The organism is Vibrio sp., from assembly GCF_984391705.1.
This window is the reverse complement of sequence record NZ_CFHWOM010000003.1, coordinates 1-22,119: the sequence shown is the minus strand read 5'-3', so window position 1 is coordinate 22,119 and position 22,119 is coordinate 1. Positions and strand designations below refer to the sequence as shown.

At 44.1% G+C, this 22,119-nt stretch carries 22 protein-coding genes; 13 read left to right on the top strand and 9 right to left on the bottom strand.

Going from position 1 to position 22,119, the window contains the following annotated elements; all coding sequences use genetic code 11:
- Positions 1 to 41: 41 nt before the first annotated feature.
- Positions 42 to 170 (top strand): hypothetical protein, encoded by a 129-nt coding sequence (locus AC4MRV_RS03645; protein ID WP_491186066.1) that lies wholly within the window; start codon positions 42 to 44, stop codon positions 168 to 170.
- Positions 171 to 223: 53 nt separating this feature from the next.
- Here the strand turns inward: AC4MRV_RS03645 and focA are convergent, their stop codons facing one another.
- Entirely contained in the window at positions 224 to 1,066 is an 843-nt protein-coding gene (gene focA / locus AC4MRV_RS03640) for a formate transporter FocA (protein WP_491186065.1), read from the bottom strand.
- Positions 1,067 to 1,561: 495 nt separating this feature from the next.
- On the opposite strand from focA, the gene AC4MRV_RS03635 reads away from it, so the two are divergent.
- Positions 1,562 to 1,795 carry a TIGR02647 family protein gene (locus AC4MRV_RS03635; RefSeq protein ID WP_491186064.1) on the top strand — a complete coding sequence of 78 codons (234 nt, stop codon included), beginning with the start codon at positions 1,562 to 1,564 and terminating at the stop codon, positions 1,793 to 1,795.
- Positions 1,796 to 1,814: 19 nt separating this feature from the next.
- On the opposite strand, the gene AC4MRV_RS03630 is transcribed toward AC4MRV_RS03635, so the two are convergent.
- Both AC4MRV_RS03630 and AC4MRV_RS03625 read right to left on the bottom strand, forming a co-directional pair.
- Positions 1,815 to 2,558 (bottom strand): substrate-binding periplasmic protein, encoded by a 744-nt coding sequence (locus AC4MRV_RS03630; protein ID WP_491186063.1) that lies wholly within the window; start codon positions 2,556 to 2,558, stop codon positions 1,815 to 1,817.
- 59 nt (positions 2,559 to 2,617) lie between these two features.
- A complete protein-coding gene (locus AC4MRV_RS03625) occupies positions 2,618 to 3,037 on the bottom strand; it encodes a PACE efflux transporter (RefSeq protein WP_491186062.1) in 420 nt (139 codons plus the stop codon).
- Positions 3,038 to 3,127: 90 nt separating this feature from the next.
- On the opposite strand from AC4MRV_RS03625, the gene AC4MRV_RS03620 reads away from it, so the two are divergent.
- Genes AC4MRV_RS03620 through AC4MRV_RS03610 form a run of 3 tightly spaced genes read left to right on the top strand, consistent with a single transcriptional unit; the run spans position 3,128 to position 5,491 of the window.
- Complete coding sequence (locus AC4MRV_RS03620) at positions 3,128 to 4,012, top strand: LysR family transcriptional regulator (RefSeq protein ID WP_491186061.1); 885 nt, start codon at positions 3,128 to 3,130, stop codon at positions 4,010 to 4,012.
- Between the two features lie 2 nt (positions 4,013 to 4,014).
- Positions 4,015 to 4,836, top strand: a complete 822-nt coding sequence (locus AC4MRV_RS03615) for an NAD-dependent epimerase/dehydratase family protein (RefSeq protein WP_491186060.1) — start codon at positions 4,015 to 4,017, stop codon at positions 4,834 to 4,836.
- 55 nt (positions 4,837 to 4,891) lie between these two features.
- Positions 4,892 to 5,491, top strand: a complete 600-nt coding sequence (locus tag AC4MRV_RS03610) for a YdcF family protein (RefSeq protein WP_491186230.1) — start codon at positions 4,892 to 4,894, stop codon at positions 5,489 to 5,491.
- Between the two features lie 62 nt (positions 5,492 to 5,553).
- On the opposite strand, the gene clpA is transcribed toward AC4MRV_RS03610, so the two are convergent.
- Positions 5,554 to 7,824 (bottom strand): ATP-dependent Clp protease ATP-binding subunit ClpA, encoded by a 2,271-nt coding sequence (gene clpA / locus AC4MRV_RS03605; protein ID WP_491186059.1) that lies wholly within the window; start codon positions 7,822 to 7,824, stop codon positions 5,554 to 5,556.
- Positions 7,825 to 7,866: 42 nt separating this feature from the next.
- The gene (clpS, locus tag AC4MRV_RS03600; protein WP_491186058.1) at positions 7,867 to 8,187 is read right to left on the bottom strand and encodes an ATP-dependent Clp protease adapter ClpS; all 321 of its coding nucleotides are present in this window, start codon (positions 8,185 to 8,187) and stop codon (positions 7,867 to 7,869) included.
- Positions 8,188 to 8,652: 465 nt separating this feature from the next.
- Here clpS and cspD point away from each other — a divergent pair, with 465 nt between their 5' ends.
- On the top strand, positions 8,653 to 8,874 hold the full coding sequence (cspD, locus tag AC4MRV_RS03595) for a cold shock domain-containing protein CspD (RefSeq protein WP_491186057.1): 222 nt from the start codon (positions 8,653 to 8,655) through the stop codon (positions 8,872 to 8,874).
- A gap of 94 nt (positions 8,875 to 8,968) precedes the next feature.
- On the opposite strand, the gene AC4MRV_RS03590 is transcribed toward cspD, so the two are convergent.
- Positions 8,969 to 11,194, bottom strand: a complete 2,226-nt coding sequence (locus tag AC4MRV_RS03590; protein WP_491186056.1) for an NADP-dependent isocitrate dehydrogenase — start codon at positions 11,192 to 11,194, stop codon at positions 8,969 to 8,971.
- A 290-nt stretch (positions 11,195 to 11,484) separates the two neighbouring features.
- Between AC4MRV_RS03590 and AC4MRV_RS03585 the strand changes: the two genes are divergently transcribed.
- Complete coding sequence (locus AC4MRV_RS03585; RefSeq protein WP_491186055.1) at positions 11,485 to 12,177, top strand: rRNA large subunit pseudouridine synthase E; 693 nt, start codon at positions 11,485 to 11,487, stop codon at positions 12,175 to 12,177.
- Positions 12,178 to 12,193: 16 nt separating this feature from the next.
- On the opposite strand, the gene AC4MRV_RS03580 is transcribed toward AC4MRV_RS03585, so the two are convergent.
- Both AC4MRV_RS03580 and aspS read right to left on the bottom strand, forming a co-directional pair.
- Positions 12,194 to 13,228 (bottom strand): GGDEF domain-containing protein, encoded by a 1,035-nt coding sequence (locus AC4MRV_RS03580; RefSeq protein ID WP_491186054.1) that lies wholly within the window; start codon positions 13,226 to 13,228, stop codon positions 12,194 to 12,196.
- Between the two features lie 261 nt (positions 13,229 to 13,489).
- A complete protein-coding gene (aspS, locus tag AC4MRV_RS03575; protein WP_491186053.1) occupies positions 13,490 to 15,268 on the bottom strand; it encodes an aspartate--tRNA ligase in 1,779 nt (592 codons plus the stop codon).
- Positions 15,269 to 15,543: 275 nt separating this feature from the next.
- Here aspS and AC4MRV_RS03570 point away from each other — a divergent pair, with 275 nt between their 5' ends.
- The 6 genes from AC4MRV_RS03570 (at position 15,544) to AC4MRV_RS03545 (ending at position 21,787) form a co-directional block, all read left to right on the top strand.
- A complete protein-coding gene (locus tag AC4MRV_RS03570; protein ID WP_491186052.1) occupies positions 15,544 to 16,425 on the top strand; it encodes a DUF72 domain-containing protein in 882 nt (293 codons plus the stop codon).
- A gap of 111 nt (positions 16,426 to 16,536) precedes the next feature.
- Positions 16,537 to 17,274: a carboxy-S-adenosyl-L-methionine synthase CmoA gene (gene cmoA, locus AC4MRV_RS03565; protein WP_038138861.1), complete on the top strand. Its 738-nt coding sequence runs from the start codon at positions 16,537 to 16,539 to the stop codon at positions 17,272 to 17,274.
- Between the two features lie 56 nt (positions 17,275 to 17,330).
- Entirely contained in the window at positions 17,331 to 18,302 is a 972-nt protein-coding gene (gene cmoB, locus AC4MRV_RS03560; RefSeq protein WP_491186051.1) for a tRNA 5-methoxyuridine(34)/uridine 5-oxyacetic acid(34) synthase CmoB, read from the top strand.
- A 240-nt stretch (positions 18,303 to 18,542) separates the two neighbouring features.
- Positions 18,543 to 19,286 (top strand): ATP-dependent zinc protease family protein, encoded by a 744-nt coding sequence (locus AC4MRV_RS03555; protein ID WP_491186050.1) that lies wholly within the window; start codon positions 18,543 to 18,545, stop codon positions 19,284 to 19,286.
- Positions 19,287 to 19,297: 11 nt separating this feature from the next.
- Complete coding sequence (locus AC4MRV_RS03550) at positions 19,298 to 20,803, top strand: inactive transglutaminase family protein (protein WP_491186049.1); 1,506 nt, start codon at positions 19,298 to 19,300, stop codon at positions 20,801 to 20,803.
- A gap of 3 nt (positions 20,804 to 20,806) precedes the next feature.
- A complete protein-coding gene (locus tag AC4MRV_RS03545; RefSeq protein ID WP_491186048.1) occupies positions 20,807 to 21,787 on the top strand; it encodes an alpha-L-glutamate ligase-like protein in 981 nt (326 codons plus the stop codon).
- A 135-nt stretch (positions 21,788 to 21,922) separates the two neighbouring features.
- Here the strand turns inward: AC4MRV_RS03545 and AC4MRV_RS03540 are convergent.
- On the bottom strand, positions 21,923 to 22,119 hold a 197-nt coding region (locus AC4MRV_RS03540), incomplete at its 5' end, for a hypothetical protein (protein ID WP_491186047.1).

Here is a 22,119-nt window from a genome sequence, read left to right as displayed (position 1 = left end):
ACCAATTAGATTGGCAGTGGGGACAAATGAGGGATATTAAAATGCAAGTGGATAGCACAAATGATCACCTTCTCCAGCCTCTATACGATGCTGAAATGATCAATTGGCTCCTTGATGAGCCAGAATTGTTAGTAAGCCCAGAAGAGTTTGGCTTAGTTGAAGAACACTAATAAAAAACCGGAGAACGCATCGCGAACTCCGGTTTTCTTTAAAACGACATTGATTAATCACGCAGATAAATTAACCAATACCACATTCCAACGAATAGACCGCCACCAATAATGTTACCTAAGGTGACTGGAATCAGGTTGTTCAATAAGAAATCAATCAGATTTAAATCGGCATAGTCTGCGATATTCGCACCTGTCATCTGCCAAAACTCAGCTGGTGCAAAATTCTTTATCCCAATCGCCATCGGCACTTGGAACATGTTAGCAATACAGTGCTCAAAGCCAGCAGAAACGAACATTGCCACTGGTAAAATCATCACTGCAATTTTATCTGTTAGGGTTCGACCACTGAAGGTCATCCATACCGCAATACAAACCAATACATTACACATAATGCCCAGGGCGACCGCTGATACAAAAGTATGGTGTAGCTTATGTTGCGAAATTGCCATCGCGTTTAAACCCACTTGCCCATGATCAAACATGTACTGTTTTGTTAAAAGCATACAAGCGACAAGCAAAAGCGCACCGACCAAGTTCCCACCGTAAACGACTAACCAGTTTTTAAATAAACACTTCCAAGTGATTTTGCCACTAGCGCGAGCCACTAAAGTTAATACAGAACTGGTAAATAGCTCTCCACCAGTGACCACAACCAAAATTAGACCCAAACTAAACGCCAAGCCGCCAAGCAAACGTGAAATACCCCAAGGAATATCGCCAGCACCTGTCGTTACTATTGTGTAAAAAACGAAAGCGATACCAATATGGATACCAGCTGAGATTGCGAGAAGAAACGACTTCATCGGATCTTTTGTTGCTTTATCAACACCGATCTCAGCCGCACGCTCTGCTACTTGTGGCGGTAGCAGCGAATCAAATTGGTTTAGGTTCATCAGATTAACATCTTGAAACATGTGGATAATGGGCGCGGATAATCACTCGAAATGTGATCAATTTCAAGACTTAAATCACGGAGATAGACAAATAGTTTTTAATCTGAAGAAAAGTTTACTTGATGAGACATAATCATAATATAAGAACAGATAAATACGCCAATAACACAGGAGTTATTTATTATTATTTTTCATACACTTAAATAAAAACCATCGCCAAGTAAGTGCTACTCGTTACGTTTTAGTTTAATTGTTCATATAAACACTTCGTTTTATACACTTTTGGTATTATAAGTTTTCATTTTTCTGTACTTACATTTCAGATGGCGGCCTAACCCAAAACCGAACCGTAACTTTGTGTTTGCTCAATCGCTATTCAAATTTATTCAACAAAGTTCTAATTTTATGCCGTAGATAACACTTCTTCGTAAATTGAATTGCCGCGCTATAAGGCTACAACTAAGGTAAGTGTATTGTTTCGTAAAGGTATTAATTATGAAGTACACACAAGAACATATCGCCGAGCTTAACTTACTACTGCAATTCGATTTAAGCAGTGCCGCAACAGGCATCAAAGTACACCAAGATGCGACGGAAGAGATGCAGGCAGCAGTTACCCGTATCTACAATAAAGGTCTTTGTACATTACCTGATGGCGGTTACCTGACTGACGAAGGAATTGAAGTTGCAGAACACGCAGACAAAATCTTAAGAGTCCTATCAAGCTAATCAAGAAGGAAGCGAGCGCTTAATCGCTGGAATGAACCTCTCCTTGCTTCGAAAGACGAGATGCAATCTTTCCAACGTCAACCTGCTCTAACCCTTTATTAAATATGTCACGCCAACTGTGCCCCTCTGGGGTGTTCTTAAACGCAAGATAAAGCTGTTTTATCTCCAACAGTTGGCGATTCATCTCCAGCCTCTCAGCTAATACCGATTTACGCGGATCGCTCTCGATTAAATAACGAAGTACATTCTCATCAATGACGGCTAGATCTAATCGACCTTTCGCCACTTTATAAATATTGCGGCTATCACTTACCGAAGCTTCAACCTCCAACGTCCCCTGTTCCACCAGCTCATCAAACAATTTTGTGTTCACATAGCCCTGAACGATACCAATACGATATCTAGATAAGTCAATCAACGAAGACCAAAGGATTGGCTTTTGCCGGTTTTGAACAAAACCTAGTGGACCACTACCAATAGAATTGGAGAAAACAAACTCGTTAGTTTTAAAGTAATACTCAGGTAAGTAGCCGATGTACTTATCGTTTTTAGAAGCAGTGGTGACCGTTCTTACCCAAGGCTTAAATTCAACAATAAGTTCATACCCCATGATAGCAAACGCTTCTCTGGCAATAGCTATTGAAAGGCCGTTGTCCGCAAGTGTTTCTCCTGAATAAGGTGGCCATTCTAGTGACGTCATATAAACGGGTTGCTTTGCATAAGCACTACCCCATACCAAAACGAGAACCAGCCACCACTTCATACTAATCCCACTTAATGATTAAACGTCCTTTTTAATCATAGGATCTACCTCTCAGTATTCTAGCTCTTCCAAACGATTAAGCGGTAAGGTTGGTATCTATCATACAACCAGTTAAAACCCGTCGCATAGATGAAAAAGAACACTAAAAAGCCCGCTTCTAATAATAGAGCGTCAAAAATTGTGATCCCCAAAAACCATGCAATTGAAGGAACAGTAATGAAGATTAATCCTCCTTCAAACCCCGCCGTATGGCCAATACGTAAGGCCAGTGAACGCTGTTCTCTTCTCGATCCGAAACAGCAATCAAACATTATGTTGTAGTAGTAGTTCCATACCACAGTAAACAAACTCAGACCGATGCCAACCATCGCTAAATCGCTGGTTCCCTTACCGGTAATCAGGGCCGAAACTGGAATCAATATCGACAACGCGATGACCTCAAATAATACAGCATGAAATACTCTTTCTTTCGACTTCATCGTTCTTCTTCTCACAAACTTGATTGGGTTGCACACATTTTCATGCCAAACTAAGATAGAAGATAGTTAGTTACCATCAGTAAAAACGATATGTTTAGTATTGAGCAACTCCAAGCATTTGTGGCAACGGTAGAACATGGATCTTTTTCCGCCGCGGCTCGTTCAATAAACAAAGTACAGTCAGCCATAAGCCAACACATCATCAACCTTGAAATTGATAGTGGATTTGAGTTATTCGATCGTACGGGACGTTACCCAGATCTGACGCTAGAAGGTAAGCAGTTACTTCCCTATGCAAAAGCCACTCTTCAACAACACAACAGACTAAAACAAAGCGCGGCACAAATATTCAATCAAGAATTGACTGACCTCTCCATCGCCATTGATGAAGGGATACCTATGAAGCAGCTCTATTCAGCGATTGAACGGGTCGTTAGCCAATTTCCTGGTGTGAACTTTGAGTTTCTTGCGGCCTCCAGTGTCGATGTAATTGAACTAGTCGAATCAAAACGCGCAACTACAGGAATTCTGTTTTCAGAGATCGATTTACCTGTAGGCATTGATTTCGAATCAGTAGGAAGTATTCAATTCGACGTTTATGTTTCGAGCCTACATCCATTAGCGCAATCAACATCATCAAACCTCGAAAACTTAACATTGCATCGCCAGCTGCTGACACGCTCAAAAACTGCTAAGACAAGCAGCTTTCAAAAAGCCTACAGCCCAAATGTTTGGTATGCTGACAATTACTACATCCTTATGGACTTGATAAGCAAAGGATTTGGTTGGGGAGTGCTGCCCACACATATGGTGCAAACATTACTCGATAGTGGTGATGTGGTCCGCGTACCTGTTGAGTTTAAACAACTGACTTGGCAAGCTAATGTCGATGTAATCCAGCACCCAAGCTTCAGTGCGTTGCCTATCCACCGCATGTTAAGATCGGAAATAAGAGATTTAGTTACAGGGAGTTAATAGTGAAGACAATAACCGTAATTGGAGGTGGCTGGTTGGGACGCCCATTAGCCCACTATTTAGAAAGCATTGGTCATCAGACTTACGTAAGTAAAACCTCTGATAATGGGGTTCAAAAGTTAAAAGAAGAATCCCTTAACGCCTTCAAGTTTGATCTAAATGACTCTGTGAAAGTATTAAGTGCGCCATTACGCGCACAATCGCCGGACATTGTTATTGGCTGCTTCCCTCCAGGTTTTCGTTCCGGCTCTGGCGATCAGTATGCTGAGTATTGGAAAAAACTGGTGGACGTATGTTTAGCGACCAAGGTTACTAAGCTCGTTATGGTGAGCTCTACGACCGTCTATCCTAACGTAGCAGAGCCAATGCTTGAGGAGCAAGCCTCCCTATCGCTCGCACAAAGTCATCAGCTATTCGGTGAAAAAGCAAAAGTCATGTTGCAAGCCGAGCAATTTGTAAAGGATTCTGGTCTAAAATTCGCGATTGTTAGATGCAGTGGCCTAGTCGGTCCCGACCGTCACCCTTCTCGCTTTGCTCCAAGGCTCAAGCAAGTTAGTGACCTAGCCCCTGCAAACATGCTGCATTTAACCGACGCCATCGGTGCTGTTAGTTATGTCGCCAACTTGGATAACAACTGCATCGTCAACGCCACAACTCCAAATACAGTAAGTAAAGCAGAGTTCTACCAAGCTGCGCTTAATAGTGTCGAGTCAACGGAATCTCTCCCACCGATAGTGCATATAGCCGACAAAAGAATTCTAGCTGACACCTTGATTAATCTGGGTTACCGCTTTCACCACCAGCACACACTTGAGTTGGTTTAAAGCATAAGGATAAGCCTTGAAACTCTATCAACATATTGAACATATTTGGTCTTATATGCAGCTAGGTCATGATCTGCATAAGGCCGATTGCATTTTTGTACTAGGTAGCAACGACCTAAGAGTTGCTGAGTATGCAGCCAAGCTCTATCTCGAAGGTTGGGCTAATACTCTCATTTTCTCAGGTGGCGTTGGGAGACTGACAGAAGGGGTATTTGATCAAACCGAGGCTGAAACCTTCGCCGCAATCGCTCGAGATATGGGAGTTCCAAACAAAAGTATAATCATTGAGAACAAAGCGACAAACACTGGTGAAAACGTTAAGTTTACCTCAGAACTACTGGAACAATTGGGGTACGAGTTTAAGTCGTTTATTTTAGTTCAAAAGCCTTACATGGAAAGGCGAACTTACGCAACGTTTCTCAAACAATGGCCAGGGTACATAGAACAACTCTGTGTGACTTCACCCAAAACAGGTTTCAGCGACTACTTCAATGAAGAGATTGAGCTAGACACCACAGTAAGAGCGATGCTTGGCGACCTAGAACGAATCAAAACCTATCCGGCGCTTGGATTTCAAATAGAGCAGGCACTACCTCAATCCGTAGAAGACTCATTCATAGCTCTTCAGCCTCTATTCAGCAACGACTCACTCTAATTAAGAACAACAAAAAAGCCAGAGCAAGTGCTCTGGCTTTCCATTAACGCTTACGCTTTCACCTAGTGAACGGCTGCTTCTTTCTCGCTATGATACTCGAACTTTAGATCTTCATCTTTGAGCTCTACCTTCACCGTACCACCATCGACAAGACTTCCGAACAACAGCTCATTCGCCAAAGGCTTTTTAAGCTTATCTTGAATAACACGTCCCATAGGGCGAGCACCCATCGCTTTATCATAACCTTTGAGCGCTAACCAGTGGCGAGCGTCATCAGATACTTCTAAAGAGACTCCACGGGCATCAAGCTGAGCTTGAAGTTCAACAATAAACTTATCTACGACTTGATGTATTACGTGCTCATCTAAGCTATTGAACCAAATGATGCTATCCAGACGGTTACGGAATTCAGGAGTAAATACCTTCTTGATTTCCGACATCGCATCATGACTATTGTCTTGCTGGATCAAACCAATCGATTTTTTCTCGGTCATCTGAACGCCAGCATTGGTTGTCATCACCAAGATCACATTGCGGAAGTCGGCTTTACGTCCGTTGTTGTCTGTCAATGTGCCGTTATCCATAACCTGAAGCAGCAAGTTAAAGATATCTGGATGCGCTTTTTCAATCTCATCCAATAGCACAACTGCATGCGGATTTTTGATCACTGCGTCGGTCAACAAACCACCTTGATCGTAGCCCACATAACCAGGAGGAGCACCAATCAATCGACTGACAGAATGACGCTCGCCGTACTCAGACATATCAAAGCGTAACAGCTCAATACCCATAAGTTTCGACAATTGAACCGTCACTTCCGTTTTACCTACACCTGTAGGACCGGCAAATAGGAACGAACCAACAGGTTTATTCTCAGCGCCAAGGCCTGCGCGCGAGAGCTTGATTGCTTCACTCAATACATCAATCGCATCGTCTTGGCCAAAGACCAGCATCTTCATTTTTTCGTCAAGATTTTGCAGGATCTCTTTGTCCGAAGAAGAGACTGACTTCTCAGGAATACGGGCCATTTTGGCAACCATAGCTTCAATGTCTGCAACACCCACTGTCTTCTTACGACGACTAGCAGGAGCGAGACGACTGCGAGCACCCGCTTCATCAATAACGTCAATCGCTTTGTCAGGTAAATGACGTTCATTGATGTACTTCGCTGACAGCTCTACTGCCGCACGTAACGCCTTATTGGTATAACGAACCTCATGGTGAGCCTCGTACTTCGGTTTAAGACCGATAAGAATCTTAGTTGTATCATCAACGGAAGGCTCAACGACATCAATTTTCTGGAAACGGCGAGACAACGCGCGCTCCTTTTCGAAAATATTGCTGTACTCTTGATAAGTTGTAGAACCAATACATCGTAGTTTACCGCTACTTAGCAGAGGCTTAATCAAGTTTGCGGCATCAACTTGGCCGCCAGAAGCCGCGCCCGCACCGATAATAGTGTGGATTTCATCGATGAATAAGATAGCGTCATCTTCTTTTTCAAGTTGCTTCAATATTGCCTTGAATCGCTTCTCAAAGTCACCACGATACTTGGTACCAGCTAATAGAGAACCAATATCGAGTGAGTAAATCACGCTGTCTTTGATTATTTCAGGGACCTGGCCTTCAACAATTCTCCAAGCTAAACCTTCCGCAATCGCCGTTTTACCCACACCTGCCTCACCGACTAGTAGAGGGTTATTTTTACGACGACGACACAGCACTTGGATTGTTCGCTCAAGCTCTTTATCACGACCGATAAGCGGATCGATCTGACCTTGTTTCGCGATTTGATTTAAATTGGTCGCAAAGCTCTCTAGGCGCTCTTCGGAGTTAGTTTCTTCTACGCTTTCACTGCTGAATGAATCGGAAGATGATGAATCATCCCCAGCGCTTGAGGCTTTTGTAATGCCATGTGAGATAAAATTAACGATATCAAGACGACTGATATCATTTTTCTTAAGCAGATACGCGGCGTGAGATTCCTGTTCACTGAAGATGGCAACCAAGACATTGGCACCGGTCACTTCACTTCGGCCGGAAGATTGAACATGGAAGACTGCACGCTGTAACACTCGCTGAAAACTCAAGGTCGGCTGAGTTTCACGGGTCTCATCGTTTTCTGGGATAAGAGGCGTTGTTTGGTCAATAAAAATATCTAGCTCGTTTCTCAGAGCTTCGATATCAGCCTGACAAGCTTGCAAAGCTTCTCTAGCAGCATCATTTTCCAGTAATGCTAGCAGGAGGTGCTCGACAGTCATGAATTCATGTCGCTTGTCTCGAGCTCGAGAAAACGCACTGTTTAAACTCGACTCTAATTCTTTATTTAGCATAAGTACCTCCTTCAACAACAACTCAGGTTGTACGAACAAACGTTACGCTTGTTCCATTGTACAAAGCAAAGGATGCTCGTTTTCCTTAGAATACATCGTGACCTGGGCCACTTTGGTTTCAGCAACTTCAGCAGTAAATGTGCCACAAATTGCCTTCCCTTCATAATGCACTTTGAGCATAACCTGGGTTGCTTTGTCCGCGTCCATTGAAAAAAAACGTTCCAGAATCTCAATTACAAAGTCCATCGGGGTGTAGTCATCGTTATTTAACACGACGTTATACATAGATGGTGGTTTAACTTTTGTTTTCTCTAACTCCAGTAAATCTGAATCTGGAGTCACCCATTCAAAATGCTTGCTCATGACTTATCAACGTTGGTGTACGACTTGTTTTAATTTTACCACTTCAGTGAGCAGATGTTTTGAATTTAGCTCTTACATTTGAGGACAAATATCTATAAGAAACTTTTTGCCCTTACTTAGAGACTAATGCAGCAATTGAGCGGCTGCAAATAAAAGATTCTTCTCTTCCAGATTTATCTATCTAATTGATTAAAAAGAAACCAAAAACCATTTGGCGCATAAATAACGACTCAGTGAAGCCCTGTCACATAGTTATAAAAATGTAAATCTCAAAAGTGATTTGTTTGCAAATATGTAGACTCTAAGACCTTTTTCTTATTGACTGTGCTCAATCATTGGCTAAATTGGTCAAATAGTGACTGAAAATTTGGCAGCGGCTGAATGGAAATTCACTTTTTGTTCACATTGGAAAAACTGTGAGCGTTCAAACAACATCAGTAACAAAATGCATGAGGGATGTATAGCATGGCTACAGGTACAGTAAAATGGTTTAACAACGCCAAGGGATTTGGTTTTATCTGTCCAGAAGGTGACGATGGGGATGTGTTTGCGCACTACTCCACAATTCAGATGGATGGTTATCGTACTCTGAAAGCAGGCCAACAAGTCAACTTTGAAGTGGAAGAAGGTCCTAAAGGTTATCACGCAAGTGTCGTGACACCAGTGGAAGCTCAATTAGCTAAATAAACCGCTGCCATAGTTAATAACTATTTTAATCCGATCGCTATGATCAAAAAACCCGCCTTTCGGCGGGTTTGTTTTATCTATCAATCAAGCATGATTAAGCATTGATGATGTCATTTAGCGTAGCACTTGGACGCATTAGTGGCGCTGCTTTTTCAAATACAGGTGCGTAGTAACCACCAAGCTCGCCCGCAACACCTTGAGCATCGTTTAGCTCAGCAACAATCTTCTCTTCATTTGAAGACAGTGCTTCAGCGATTGGTGCAAACTCAGCTGCCAGTTCAGCGTCTGCTGTTTGCGCAGCAAGAGCTTGTGCCCAGTATGTCGCTAGGTAGTAGTGGCTACCGCGGTTGTCTAGCTCACCAACACGACGCGATGGCGACTTGTTGTTGTCTAGGAAATCACCCGTTGCTTTATCTAGTGCATCTGCAAGTACTTGCGCTTTAGCATTACCGGCGACTGTGCTCAGGTGCTCCAGTGATGCTGCTAGTGCAAGGAACTCACCAAGAGAATCCCAACGTAAGTGGTTTTCTTTTTCTACCTGTTGAACGTGCTTAGGAGCAGAACCACCAGCACCCGTTTCAAATAGACCACCACCGTTCATTAGTGGAACGATAGAAAGCATCTTCGCTGATGTGCCTAGTTCTAGGATTGGGAACAAGTCAGTTAGGTAGTCACGAAGTACGTTACCTGTGACTGAGATAGTGTCCTGACCGTCTTTGATGCGAACTAGAGAGAACTGACACGCTTCTAGTGGAGCAAGAATCTTGATTTCTAGGCCAGAAGTGTCGTGCTGTGGAAGGTATGCGTTTACTTTCTTGATCAGCTGAGCATCGTGTGCACGGTTTTCATCTAGCCAGAATACCGCTGGAACACCTGTTGCACGCGCACGTGTTACTGCAAGCTTAACCCAATCTTGGATTGGCGCATCTTTCACCTGACACATACGGAAGATATCGCCTTCCTCTACTGATTGCTCAAGTAATACTGCACCTGATGCGTCAACAACACGTACTGTACCCGCAGCATCTAGGATGAACGTCTTGTCGTGTGAACCGTACTCTTCTGCTTTTTGAGCCATTAGGCCTACGTTTGGTACGCTGCCCATTGTGGTTGGGTCGAATGCACCGTTTTCTTTACAGAAGTCGATCACTGCTTGGTAGATACCCGCGTAGCTACGATCAGGGATCATCGCTTTAGTATCTTTCTGCTTACCATCTGGACCCCACATTTGACCAGAAGAACGCAGCATTGCTGGCATAGAAGCATCAACGATGATATCGCTTGGTACGTGCAGGTTAGTGATACCACGGTCAGAATCAACCATAGCTAGTGGAGGCTGAGTTTCGTAAACCGCTTGTAGAGCCGCTTCGATTTCTTCTTTTTGAGCCACTGGAAGAGCTTGGATCTTAGCGTACACGTCGCCGATACCGTTGTTTACATCAACACCGAGCTTCTCAAATACGTCACCGTATTTTGCGAATACGTCTTTGTAGTAAACCTTAACCGCATGACCAAAGATCACTGGGTCAGACACTTTCATCATGGTTGCTTTCATGTGAAGTGATAGCAGAACGTCTTGCTCTTTCGCTTCAGCGATTTGCGCTTCAAAGAACTCTACTAGCGCTTTCTTGTTCATTACTGAACAGTCGATGATTTCTTTGTCTTGAAGTGGGAAAGCACCTTTCAGCTCTTTCACTGCGCCGTCAGCAGCAACGAATTCAATCTTAACTTCTGTCGCGCCATCTACTGTGTGTGATTTTTCGCTACCGAAGAAGTCGTTACCAGACATGCTAGAAACGTGAGATTTAGACTCTGCAGACCATGCGCCCATTGAATGTGGGTTTTTCTTCGCATAGTTCTTAACAGATAGAGGAGCACGACGGTCAGAGTTACCTTCACGGAGAACTGGGTTTACTGCACTACCTTTAATTTTGTCGTACGTTGCTTTGATCGCTTCTTCTTCGTACGTGCTCGGCTCTTCTGGGTAGTTTGGTAGGTTGTAACCCTTAGCTTGAAGTTCAGCAATCGCGGCTTTTAGCTGAGGAATAGACGCTGAAATGTTTGGCAGTTTGATGATGTTTGCTTCTGGCGTTTTTGCTAGTTCGCCCAGCTCTGCAAGTGCATCACCAATACGTTGCTCTTCTGTTAGGTGTTCTGGGAAGTTAGCAATAATACGCCCAGCAAGAGAGATATCACGCGTATCAACGTTGATACCTGAAGAAGCAGTAAACGATTGAATAATTGGAAGTAGTGAATATGTAGCTAGCGCAGGTGCTTCATCAGTAATTGTGTAAATAATTGTAGGTTTTTCTGTAGGCATGAAATTTCCCTATTGTTCTAACCGGACCGATTTGTCATTGGTCCTATGTGTGTGTTCGCTAACAAGTTATGAATAATCCCCTCACTTGTTGCGCTTTTGCCGTCTCTTTATTTTTTCGTCGCGAGTGCGCGACATCCTTGAGAGCGATTAGTTATAATTAAACAAAATTGAAAGAATAGTCTATTATCTTGTTCGCCAATCCTGTTTTTGGGCGCGCAAATGGTAGCTTATTCCGCATCTCGTTAAAAGTTTTACCCACACTTCATTTACATTTTTGCAAGGTAGTTAACATGTCACCACGCTCACGCCGTGAGTCTAACTCTTCTTCTGCTCGAAACGGTAAATCCGGTTTTAAACGTCCATCTTCAGCATCAGGATTTAATAAACATTCATCCAAGCAGCGTAAGAAAACAAACAGCAGCAAGCCAAGGGTTTCACCACAAGATCGCAAGGTTATCGTGTTTAACAAGCCATTTGATACGCTCAGCCAGTTTACTGATGGAGAAGGTCGAAAAACGCTCGCGGACTTTATTCCAGTCAAAGACGTATATGCAGCAGGTCGCTTAGATAGAGACAGTGAAGGACTTATGGTGCTCACCAACGATGGTATTCTTCAAGCTCGTTTAACTCAACCAAGTTCAAAGTCTCCCAAAACTTACTGGGTACAGGTGGATGGCGCACCTAGCGAAGAAGATCTTGATAAGCTGCGTAAAGGTGTAGAACTTAAAGACGGAATGACACTGCCTGCAAAAGTGGAAGTGATCGATGAACCTTCTGTGTGGGAACGTAATCCACCCGTACGTTTTCGCGCTAATATTCCAACTACATGGTTGGCGATTACGATAATTGAAGGACGTAACCGTCAGGTACGTCGCATGACAGCCAATATCGGCTTCCCTACCCTGCGTTTGATTCGCTATTCGATGGGAGACATCAAGCTAGGTGATTTGCAACCTGGAGCTTGGAAAGAAGTGTCAATCTGACCCTGTGTAATAAGAGTCAAGAGAGCACTTTACCTTGATAGAATGTGCTTCTCTTGCCAGATTTCTTTGCCAGATATAGATCTTTGTCGGCAAGTGAAAGCGTTTTATCTAGCCCCTTTACTTGAAAAAACTGCTCGACACCCGCACTGAAGGTCACCTCTAATTCATGACCTTGGAAATACATCGGCGTTGCCATTACGCTCGCTTGAAGCTGTTTGACCCATCTAGATAAGCCTGTTTGTTCACTACTCATGTTTGGCAACACAATAACAAACTCTTCTCCGCCCATTCGATAGATGTGCTGCTGCCCAGCGACACTTGCCAGCCTCTCCACTACCTGCTTCAAAACGTCATCACCCGCCGCGTGGCCGTAACTGTCATTAATTATTTTGAAGTCATCAATATCTAGGGTTAACAAGAAGCGTCCTTCTAGTTGCTTGGCTCGCTGACCGAATGTGGTAACCAGTGACAACCGATTCTGAGCCCCCGTTAAAGCATCTTGATGGGCAAGCGTGTTAAGACTATCCACCCCTTTGACACGACTGTTTTCATAAACATGAGAAATCGTCCAAACAAACACATATGCAAGAACAAAGTTTAGGTACACAGCGGAGCGTACCTGTGCCGAGTCATCTAAAGCAACATCAAGTGTAGCAAGCTCTAGCAGCAGGCAAACTAAGCTCCAGTAAAAGCCAAGTCGCAACCCCAATGCGAGATAAAACATCGTGGGAAGGGCTACCGCCCACAGATAAATAGAACTTTCTATACGACTCGCATAGGTACCATAGCTGATCAAAAAGGTAAGAACGGCACAATGGAAGATAAGAAACCAACTTGGTTGTTCACGTTTCCAAATATAGAACAACATCGTAAACGAAGTGGCACAGTAGATAAGTTCAACAATGCCTAGTACATTTGCCCTGTCATCAAAATAGAACAGATTAGCGAGACCAAACAGAAAAGCGGCTAACCCTAAAACGATACACATCCCAATCAACACTTTGCGTCTTAATTGCTGCGTGGCGTTACAATGGATTAGATGATGACTCATAAAGATATTTGTACCTGAAAAATGCTTGTCACCTTTTAACACATCAGCAACAAACAGTCATCAACGGATACAAAAAAGCCGCTTCAAATGAAGCGGCTTTTGCTATTCAGCGAAATCATATACTCAAAATAATTGGAGTTTCAGCTAGGCAACAAGTAAGTTCATCCCTATGCGCATAGGTGTTCTATGTAATTAGGGCGGCCGGCGCTCCGGTGAACTTACGCAGTTAACAACGCTGCAACTTCAAATATGAAGAGTAGATTACTCTTCTTCTTTCTTCTCTGCTGCTTTAACAGCAATCGCTAGTTCTTCAAGCGCTGCTGGGTTAGCTAGGCTTGGTGCGTCTGTTAGTAAACAAGAAGCGTTGGTTGTTTTCGGGAACGCGATAACGTCACGGATGTTCTCTGTACCACAAAGTAGCATTACTAAACGGTCAAGACCGAATGCTAGACCTGCGTGTGGCGGTGTACCGAACTTAAGTGCGTCTAGTAGGAAACCAAACTTCGCTTGCTGCTCGTCAGCTTCGATACCTAGGATATCAAATACTGCTGATTGCATTTCTGCGTTGTGGATACGTACAGAACCGCCGCCTACTTCGTAGCCGTTTAGAACCATGTCGTATGCGTTTGAGTTAGCAGATGCTGGGTTCGCTTTTAGCTCTTCCGCAGTCACACCTAGAGGTGATGTGAATGGGTGGTGCATAGCGTGAAGGTTACCTTCGTCGTCTTCTTCAAACATTGGGAAGTCAACAACCCATAGTGGCGCCCATGCAGACTCGTCTGTTAGCTCTAGATCTGTACCTAGTTTCAGACGCAGTGCGCCCATAGCTTCAGATACAGTGTTTGCTTTGTCTGCGCCGAATAGGATGATGTCACCAGATTCAGCTTGAGTGCGATCTAGAATGCCGTTGATGACGTCTTCGCTTAGGAACTTAGCCACTGGAGATTGGATACCTTCCATGCCTGCTGCACGGTCGTTAACCTTCATCCATGCTAGGCCTTTCGCACCGTAGATACCAACGAACTCACCGTAGCTGTCGATTTGCTTACGAGTCAGCTTAGCACCGCCTGGTACACGGATAACTGCTACGCGACCTTTTTCATCGTTAGCTGGGCCTGAGAATACTTTGAACTCCACATCTTTAACTAGGTCAGCAACGTCTACTAGTTCTAGTGGGTTACGTAGATCTGGCTTGTCGCTACCGAAACGACGCATCGCTTCAGAGAATGGCATAACTGGGAACTCGCCTAGGTCAACGTTTAGTAGCTCTTGCCACATATCGCGAACCATTTTTTCAGTCGTTGCACGTACTTCATCAGCCGTCATAAATGACGTTTCGATATCGATCTGAGTGAATTCTGGCTGACGGTCAGCACGTAAGTCTTCATCACGGAAACACTTAACGATTTGGTAGTAACGGTCAAAACCAGACATCATTAGCAGCTGTTTGAATAGCTGTGGAGACTGAGGAAGCGCGTAGAACGAACCTTTGTGAACACGGCTAGGTACTAGGTAGTCACGTGCACCTTCTGGTGTCGCTTTCGTTAGTACTGGTGTTTCGATGTCTAGGAAGCCGTTGTCATCTAGGAAACGACGAACAAAGCTAGACGCTTTAGCACGTAGCTTGATGCGGTCGCTCATTTCAGGACGACGTAGATCTAGGTAACGGTACTTAAGACGCTGCTCTTCTGAGTTCTTCTGGTTGAAGTCAAGAGGTAGCACATCTGAACGGTTGATGATCTCAAGACCTTTCGCAATGATCTCTACTTCACCCGTTGCCATGTCTTTGTTTACTTGGCTGTCAGGACGAACGCGTACTTCACCCGTTAGCTTGATACAAAATTCATTACGCAGTGTGTTAGCCACTTCATACGCGTCTGCCATATCTGGATCGACAACAACCTGAACTACGCCTTCACGATCTCGCATATCGATAAAAATAAGACCGCCTAAATCACGACGACGGTTAACCCAGCCGCAAAGTTCTACAGTTTGTCCTGCAAGGGACTTGTTCAGGTGACCACAGTAATGGGTACGCATAATGAATTTCCCAATCTCTTAAAATTTGTTGATTACTATCTATCGATGTTAACGTTATCGATAGAGCAAAGTTCCATTTATACGCTGAAAGTGGGATGAAATCGACCACCTAGCGTACAATTTATTGCGATTTATCATCCATTGATGCTTTTTAAACCAATAAAGGCGTAAAACAGCAGCAATATGAAAAATTTGCTGCAGATTATAGCCTTATTAAAGGCGATTCGGCAAAGCTCTAATCACCTAAGTTTCAATACACAATATTACGAAGACATATGGAAAGTTTACCCCTTCGACTTGGACTAACAATGTGGTCTCACAACAACTGGCAACGCAGCTTTTATGGTAGTGGTACCAAGCCTGCCGAACGCCTAGAGAAATATGCACAGGTCTTTCATACTGTTGAAGGAAATACCACTTTTTATGCCACGCCAAGCTTGACTACGGTGAACAACTGGAAGTCAGCGACCCATGACGACTTCAAATTCACCTTTAAGCTCCCTAAAGCGATAACCCATCAACATATGCTGCAAGGTTGCCACGCGCCGTTAAAGGAGTTTATGCAAGTCATGTCTCCACTTCACGAGCGGATAGGCCAGTGGACGATTCAACTACCTGCGGCATTTGGGCCACAACACCTCGGAACCTTAAAGCAGTTTTGCACTTTGTTCCCGCCGAATTTTCCAATCGCAATCGAGGTTCGTCACCCTGAGTTTTTTGCCAAAGGTGAGGCAGAAAAAACGCTCAACCAATGGCTATTAGAAAATGGTTACGATCGTATCATTATGGATAGCCGCCCTGTCTTTTCTGAATCACTAACACCTGAGCACCCTCATTACGAATCGCTGTTGGATGCCCAGCAAAAAAAACCAAGAGTCCCTGTCCATGCTATTTCAACATCGGACAATCCCATGATTCGTTTTATTGGTCATCCTGTAGACGAGAAGAATGATAGTTTTTTCTCACCTTGGCTAACGAAACTTCCTGAGTGGATAGCGCAGGGAAAACAGCCGTACTTATTCATCCATACATCGGATAACTTGATCGCCCCAGAGTTGGCTCTCAAACTCTATCAACGATTGCAGCAACACTGTCAATTACCCGATTTAACTCGCTTTCCAGCAGACGATGGCAACACTCAAATACAGATGTTCTAAACTGAATGACCGCAAAGCATGACATAGGCGCGAATTTCCCCTAAAATACGCGCCTTTTTAATGTCTGTAGACCGCGCGAGCGAAGCACTTGCGCAGGATGAGAATCGAGTTATGAACCCTAAGAGCAATCCAGATACCATTTTTTCGGCTCCAATCGATAAAATTGGGGATTTCACCTTTGATGAACGTGTTGCGGAAGTCTTTCCTGACATGATTCAACGCTCTGTTCCGGGCTACAGCAATATTATCTCTGCAATTGGCATGCTGGCTGAGCGCTTTGTAAAACCGCACTCAAATATTTATGACCTAGGCTGTTCTTTGGGTGCCGCAACACTTTCAATGCGTCGCCATATCAAACAAGAAGGTTGTCAGATTATTGCTGTCGACAACTCTTCAGCGATGGTAGAGCGTTGTAAGCTTCACGTGAATGCATACCGCAGCGACACGCCAGTCAACGTCGTAGAAGCCGACATTCGCAATATAGATATCGAAAATGCGTCAGTTGTGGTTCTAAACTTCACGTTGCAGTTTCTGTCTCCAGAAGATCGCTACACTCTTTTGGAAAAGATCTACGCTGGCCTGCGCCCTGGCGGTATTTTAATCCTATCTGAAAAGTATGTTTTTGAAGATCAAGTTTCTAACGAACTACTGATTGATCTTCACCACGACTTTAAGCGTGCCAATGGCTACAGCGAACTCGAAATCAGTCAAAAACGCAGTGCGATTGAAAATGTCATGCGTCCAGATTCAAAAAAAGAGCATAAAGAGCGTTTCGCTCAAATTGGCTTTAGCAGCTATGACGTCTGGTTCCAGTGTTTTAACTTTGGTTCTATGTTTGCTATCAAGTAAGCAACGACACCCTAGCTCTACGTTTAATTTTTAACTAATTACTCAGTGAAAAACCTATGTTTAATTTTGCTAATTTTTATCAGTTAATCGCTCAAGACACTCGTCTTCAGCCTTGGCTAAATGTATTACCTCAACAATTAACCGATTGGGCAAATGCGGAACATGGCGATTTTGGACGCTGGGTAAAAGCACTGAATAAGATCCCTGAAGGTTCGCCTGATCAAATCGATATAAAGAATTCAGTGACCATCGCAAACGATGCGCCTTTTCATACTGGTGAGTTGAAAAAGCTAGAGAACCTTTTACGCACGTTTCATCCTTGGCGTAAAGGACCTTACACTGTTCACGGAATTCACATTGATACAGAGTGGCGCAGTGACTGGAAATGGGATCGAGTGCTTCCTCATATCTCGCCTCTCAAGAACCGTAGCGTATTAGATGTCGGCTGTGGTAACGGTTACCACATGTGGCGTATGCTAGGTGAAGGCGCCCGACTAACTGTCGGTATTGACCCTTCTCATCTGTTTCTAGTTCAGTTTGAAGCCATCCGTAAACTTATGGGTGGCGATCAACGCGCGCATTTATTACCACTTGGTATTGAGCAACTACCAAAGCTTGAAGCATTTGATACTGTATTTAGCATGGGTGTTCTTTACCACCGAATCTCGCCACTTGAGCACCTTATCCAATTGAAGAACCAATTGGTAGCTGGCGGTGAGCTTGTACTGGAAACCCTAGTTATCGAAGGCGATGAAAACGCAGTACTTGTCCCTGTCGATCGTTACGCTCAAATGCGTAATGTCTACTTCTTCCCTTCGGCAAAAGCCTTAAAAGTGTGGCTCGAGAACGTTGGTTTTGTAAACGTACGTATCGCCGACGAGAATGTAACTACGACAGGTGAACAACGAACCACTGAATGGATGACACATAACTCTCTACCTGATTACCTAGATCCAAATGATCCAAGTAAAACGGTTGAAGGCCACCCTGCTCCTCGTCGCGCGATTTTAGTGGCAACGAAACCTTAATAGTAAGTTGCTATAACTACCAGTGAATTGACAGAGAGTTAACCAATACCTAAGTATTAACGGTTACTCTTCACGCTCATCAATTATTATCAAGTAAGGGTGCATCGCGCCCTTATTTTTTGCAATCGTTCATTAATCCTTACAGGATGAGAGCTTAGTCTCAACTGTGAGTTGTGACTGATTCTGTAAATACGCTAAACTCTTTATTTATAACTACTTTCAACACTCTCAGGTTTATTCATGCTAACCAGATTGACTCCAGTTGTAGCCATAGTCCTGCTTTCAGGCTGTGCTCTAACTAAAGGCGAGCAGTACCACAACGAAACGCTCGCGGCGATTCAAGCAAATGAATCGAACTTCTCAACAAAGATTGAGGATCTGTCTCTCCAAATTAGTAACCAAAACAATTACATCGAAAGTCTAGAAGCTCAAATTGACACTCTCGATCGCGAACTACTTACATTTAAAAAAGAGATCATGACTGAGGTAAAAATCAAAAATGAGCCAGTTGTGATCCCAGCTCCAGCTCCGGTGCAAACTACACCAAGCCATCAAATTGTATTAGGCGAAGTAGAAAAAGTGACTATCGACGCTATCAAACAATCATTTGATGCTCGCGTAGATACCGGGGCAGCAACCTCATCACTCAATGCTGTCGATATTGAAGAATTCGAACGTAATGGCAAAAACTGGGTGCGTTTCCACCTATCTGATGGTGAAACACCACTAACGGATGAAAACTGGATTGAGTCACCGATTTTACGTTATGTAAAAATCCGCCAATCCACCAACGAAGAAGTTGAAAGACGCGCCGTTATTGAATTGTGGGTAAAGCTTGGAAAAATCCATGAAAAAGCGCAGTTTACCTTGGCAGATCGCTCTCAAATGAGTCATCCTGTTCTTCTAGGTCGTGAGTTCATTCGCGATATTGCAGTGGTTGATGTAAGTAAGAAATACATCCACACGGACGTCCAAAAAAAATAATAAGGTAGCTTATGACATCCAAAGTCCCTTTTTATATATCGGTTGTGCTACTCATTTTAGCCGGTATTGCGTTAAGTATATTCCGCCACCAAACTTATGGGGTCCCTTGGACACCAGGCGAGACTCGCCAAGTTTGGGATATTGAAGCTAGAGTCGAGTTTAATGCTCAAGCTAAGCCGGTAAAAGCCTCTCTGGCAGCTCCGCACACTCAAAATGGCTTTACGCTAATAGACGAGTCATCGTCTTCTCCAGGCTATGGCGTTTCCTACGTAAATTCTGATGCAGGCCGCCGCGCCGAATGGTCAATCCGTCAAGCGACAGGCCCTCAAACCATCTACTACAAAGCAAAATTCCTCGTGGATCCTCAGGCAAAAGTTGATCCAATCCCACCAGCAAGTGAAATTTCCAAACCTACTTTTGATGGCCCGACAGAAGCAGCTGCCATTGCACTGATAGAACGCGCAAATCAACGCTCAGCAGACGATATAACCTTTGCACGTGAACTGATTAAAACCATCAACGACTCAGAAAGCCAAAATGCTTCACTGTTATTAAACAAAATGTCTAAAGTCGAAGCTGTCGATAAGATGCTCGCTTTCGCGCAAATCCCAGGTAAAGTTGTTGGCGTTATTGAGCTTGAGGACGGACGCCGTCGTCAATCAATCCAACATATGAATCAAGTGTGGGACGGCAAACAATGGGTTCTATTTAACCCGAAAAGTGCTGACCAGGTTATCGCTGAGAACATTTTAGTCTGGGATGAATCAAACGTTTCATTGTTAGACTTAATGGGCGGTCAAAATAGCCAAGTTCACTTCTCTATGATTGCTCAAGAGGTTTCCCCTCAACAAGCGACCAACGACAAAGTTTCAGCCGATGGCTTGATAAACTTCTCAATTCACAGCTTACCGCTTGAAGAGCAAGCGATGTTTAAGACCATCATGCTCATTCCAATTGGTGCTCTTATCGTGGTCTTCCTCCGCGTAATCATCGGCCTCAAAACGTCTGGTACCTTTATGCCAGTCCTTATCGCCGTTGCCTTTGTTCAAACTCAACTGGTCACAGGTATTGTTGGTTTCCTACTGATTGTGGGGACTGGCTTGGTCATCCGAAGCTATCTTTCAAGGCTTAACTTGCTACTCGTCGCGCGGATTTCGGCGGTGATCATTACCGTTATCATGATCATTTCTGTCTTTACTGTCGTGGCATTCAAGATCGGCTTAACGGAAGGTCTATCGATTACGTTTTTCCCAATGATCATCTTGTCATGGACTATCGAGCGCATGTCGATTCTATGGGAAGAAGAAGGTGCTAAAGAAGTGGTACTACAAGGCGGTGGCTCACTGCTAACTGCCGTGCTGGTTTATCTAGCAATGACGAATCCATACATTCAGCACTTAACCTTTAACTTCATTGGTCTACAACTGATTGTACTATCGGGTATTTTATTACTTGGTACATACACGGGTTACCGTTTGACAGAGCTACGCCGCTTTAAGCCATTAGCGGAGGATTAAACGATGCTTTCACGTTTTACTTCGCAGTTTACGTCGCCAGGCAAGCTTCGCCATAAAGGTATAATGGGCATGAATCAACGTAACCACAGTTACATTGGTCGCTACAATGATCGCTCTAAATATCCATTGGTTGATGACAAGCTGAAAACAAAAATCATCGCTCAAGCAGCGGGCGCTACCGTGCCTAAGCTGATCGGAGTTATCAACAACCAAGCTGAAGTGAAAACGATCCACAACATGGTTAAAGACTGGCCTGGCTTTGTGATTAAGCCAGCCCAAGGAAGTGGTGGTAAAGGCATTTTGGTTATCACTTCCCATAAAGATGGCGTGTACACCAAGCCTTCTGGCTCTACCATTAACCAAGAGGACGTTGAGCGCCACATCAGTAACGCACTGGCTGGCTTGTTCTCTCTTGGCGGTAAGAATGATGTTGCTGTGGTCGAAAACCTAATTAAGTTTGATGACTGCTTTGATGGCTTTAGTTACGAGGGTGTGCCTGATGTGCGAATCATCGTCTTTAAAGGCTACCCAGTCATGGCCATGATGCGTTGCTCAACTGCTGCATCAGATGGTAAAGCCAACTTGCACCAAGGTGCGGTAGGTGTTGGGCTTGATATCGCAACAGGTAAGGCGATTCGTGCGGTGCAATTTGACCAACCGATAACCCATCATCCCGATACCGGAAAAGACCTGTCCACTCTACAAGTTCCTCACTGGGAACGTCTACTGGTGCTTGCATCAAGTGCTTGGGAAATGACGGGGCTCGGTTATATGGGTACTGACATGGTACTGGATAAAGAAGAAGGTCCAATGGTTCTAGAGCTCAATGCTCGACCAGGGCTTGCAATCCAGATCGCCAATGGTGCAGGTTTACTTCCACGCCTTCACCATATAGAGACCTTAGGTATGCCAGCAAACTATCCAACCGCCGAAGAACGAGTCGCATATGCCGCAAGACAATTTGGTGTACAAGCGCAATTCTAAGTGACAACAGATGAATCAAGCCCTGCATAAACGCAGGGCTTTTTGTTGCCTGTAAATCAGAGCTCTCCCTTCCCTTGAATTGTTAAAGAGGTACAAAAAAGCCTGACCGAAGCCAGGCTTTTATTCAATACGAGATTAGAACTCTTCTATAAGCTCTTGCGCTTCGGTCTTAGGTTTATCCGTTTGACCAAAACCACGCAGACCAACTACGTGTACGTGTTCGTGATCCTTAAACACCTTACGCACCAGTTTGTAGGTCGTACCTTTCTCTGGGCTTATGTTTTCTGGTGCCGCGATAAGAAGCTGCATATCCAGACGGTCACACAATTCGA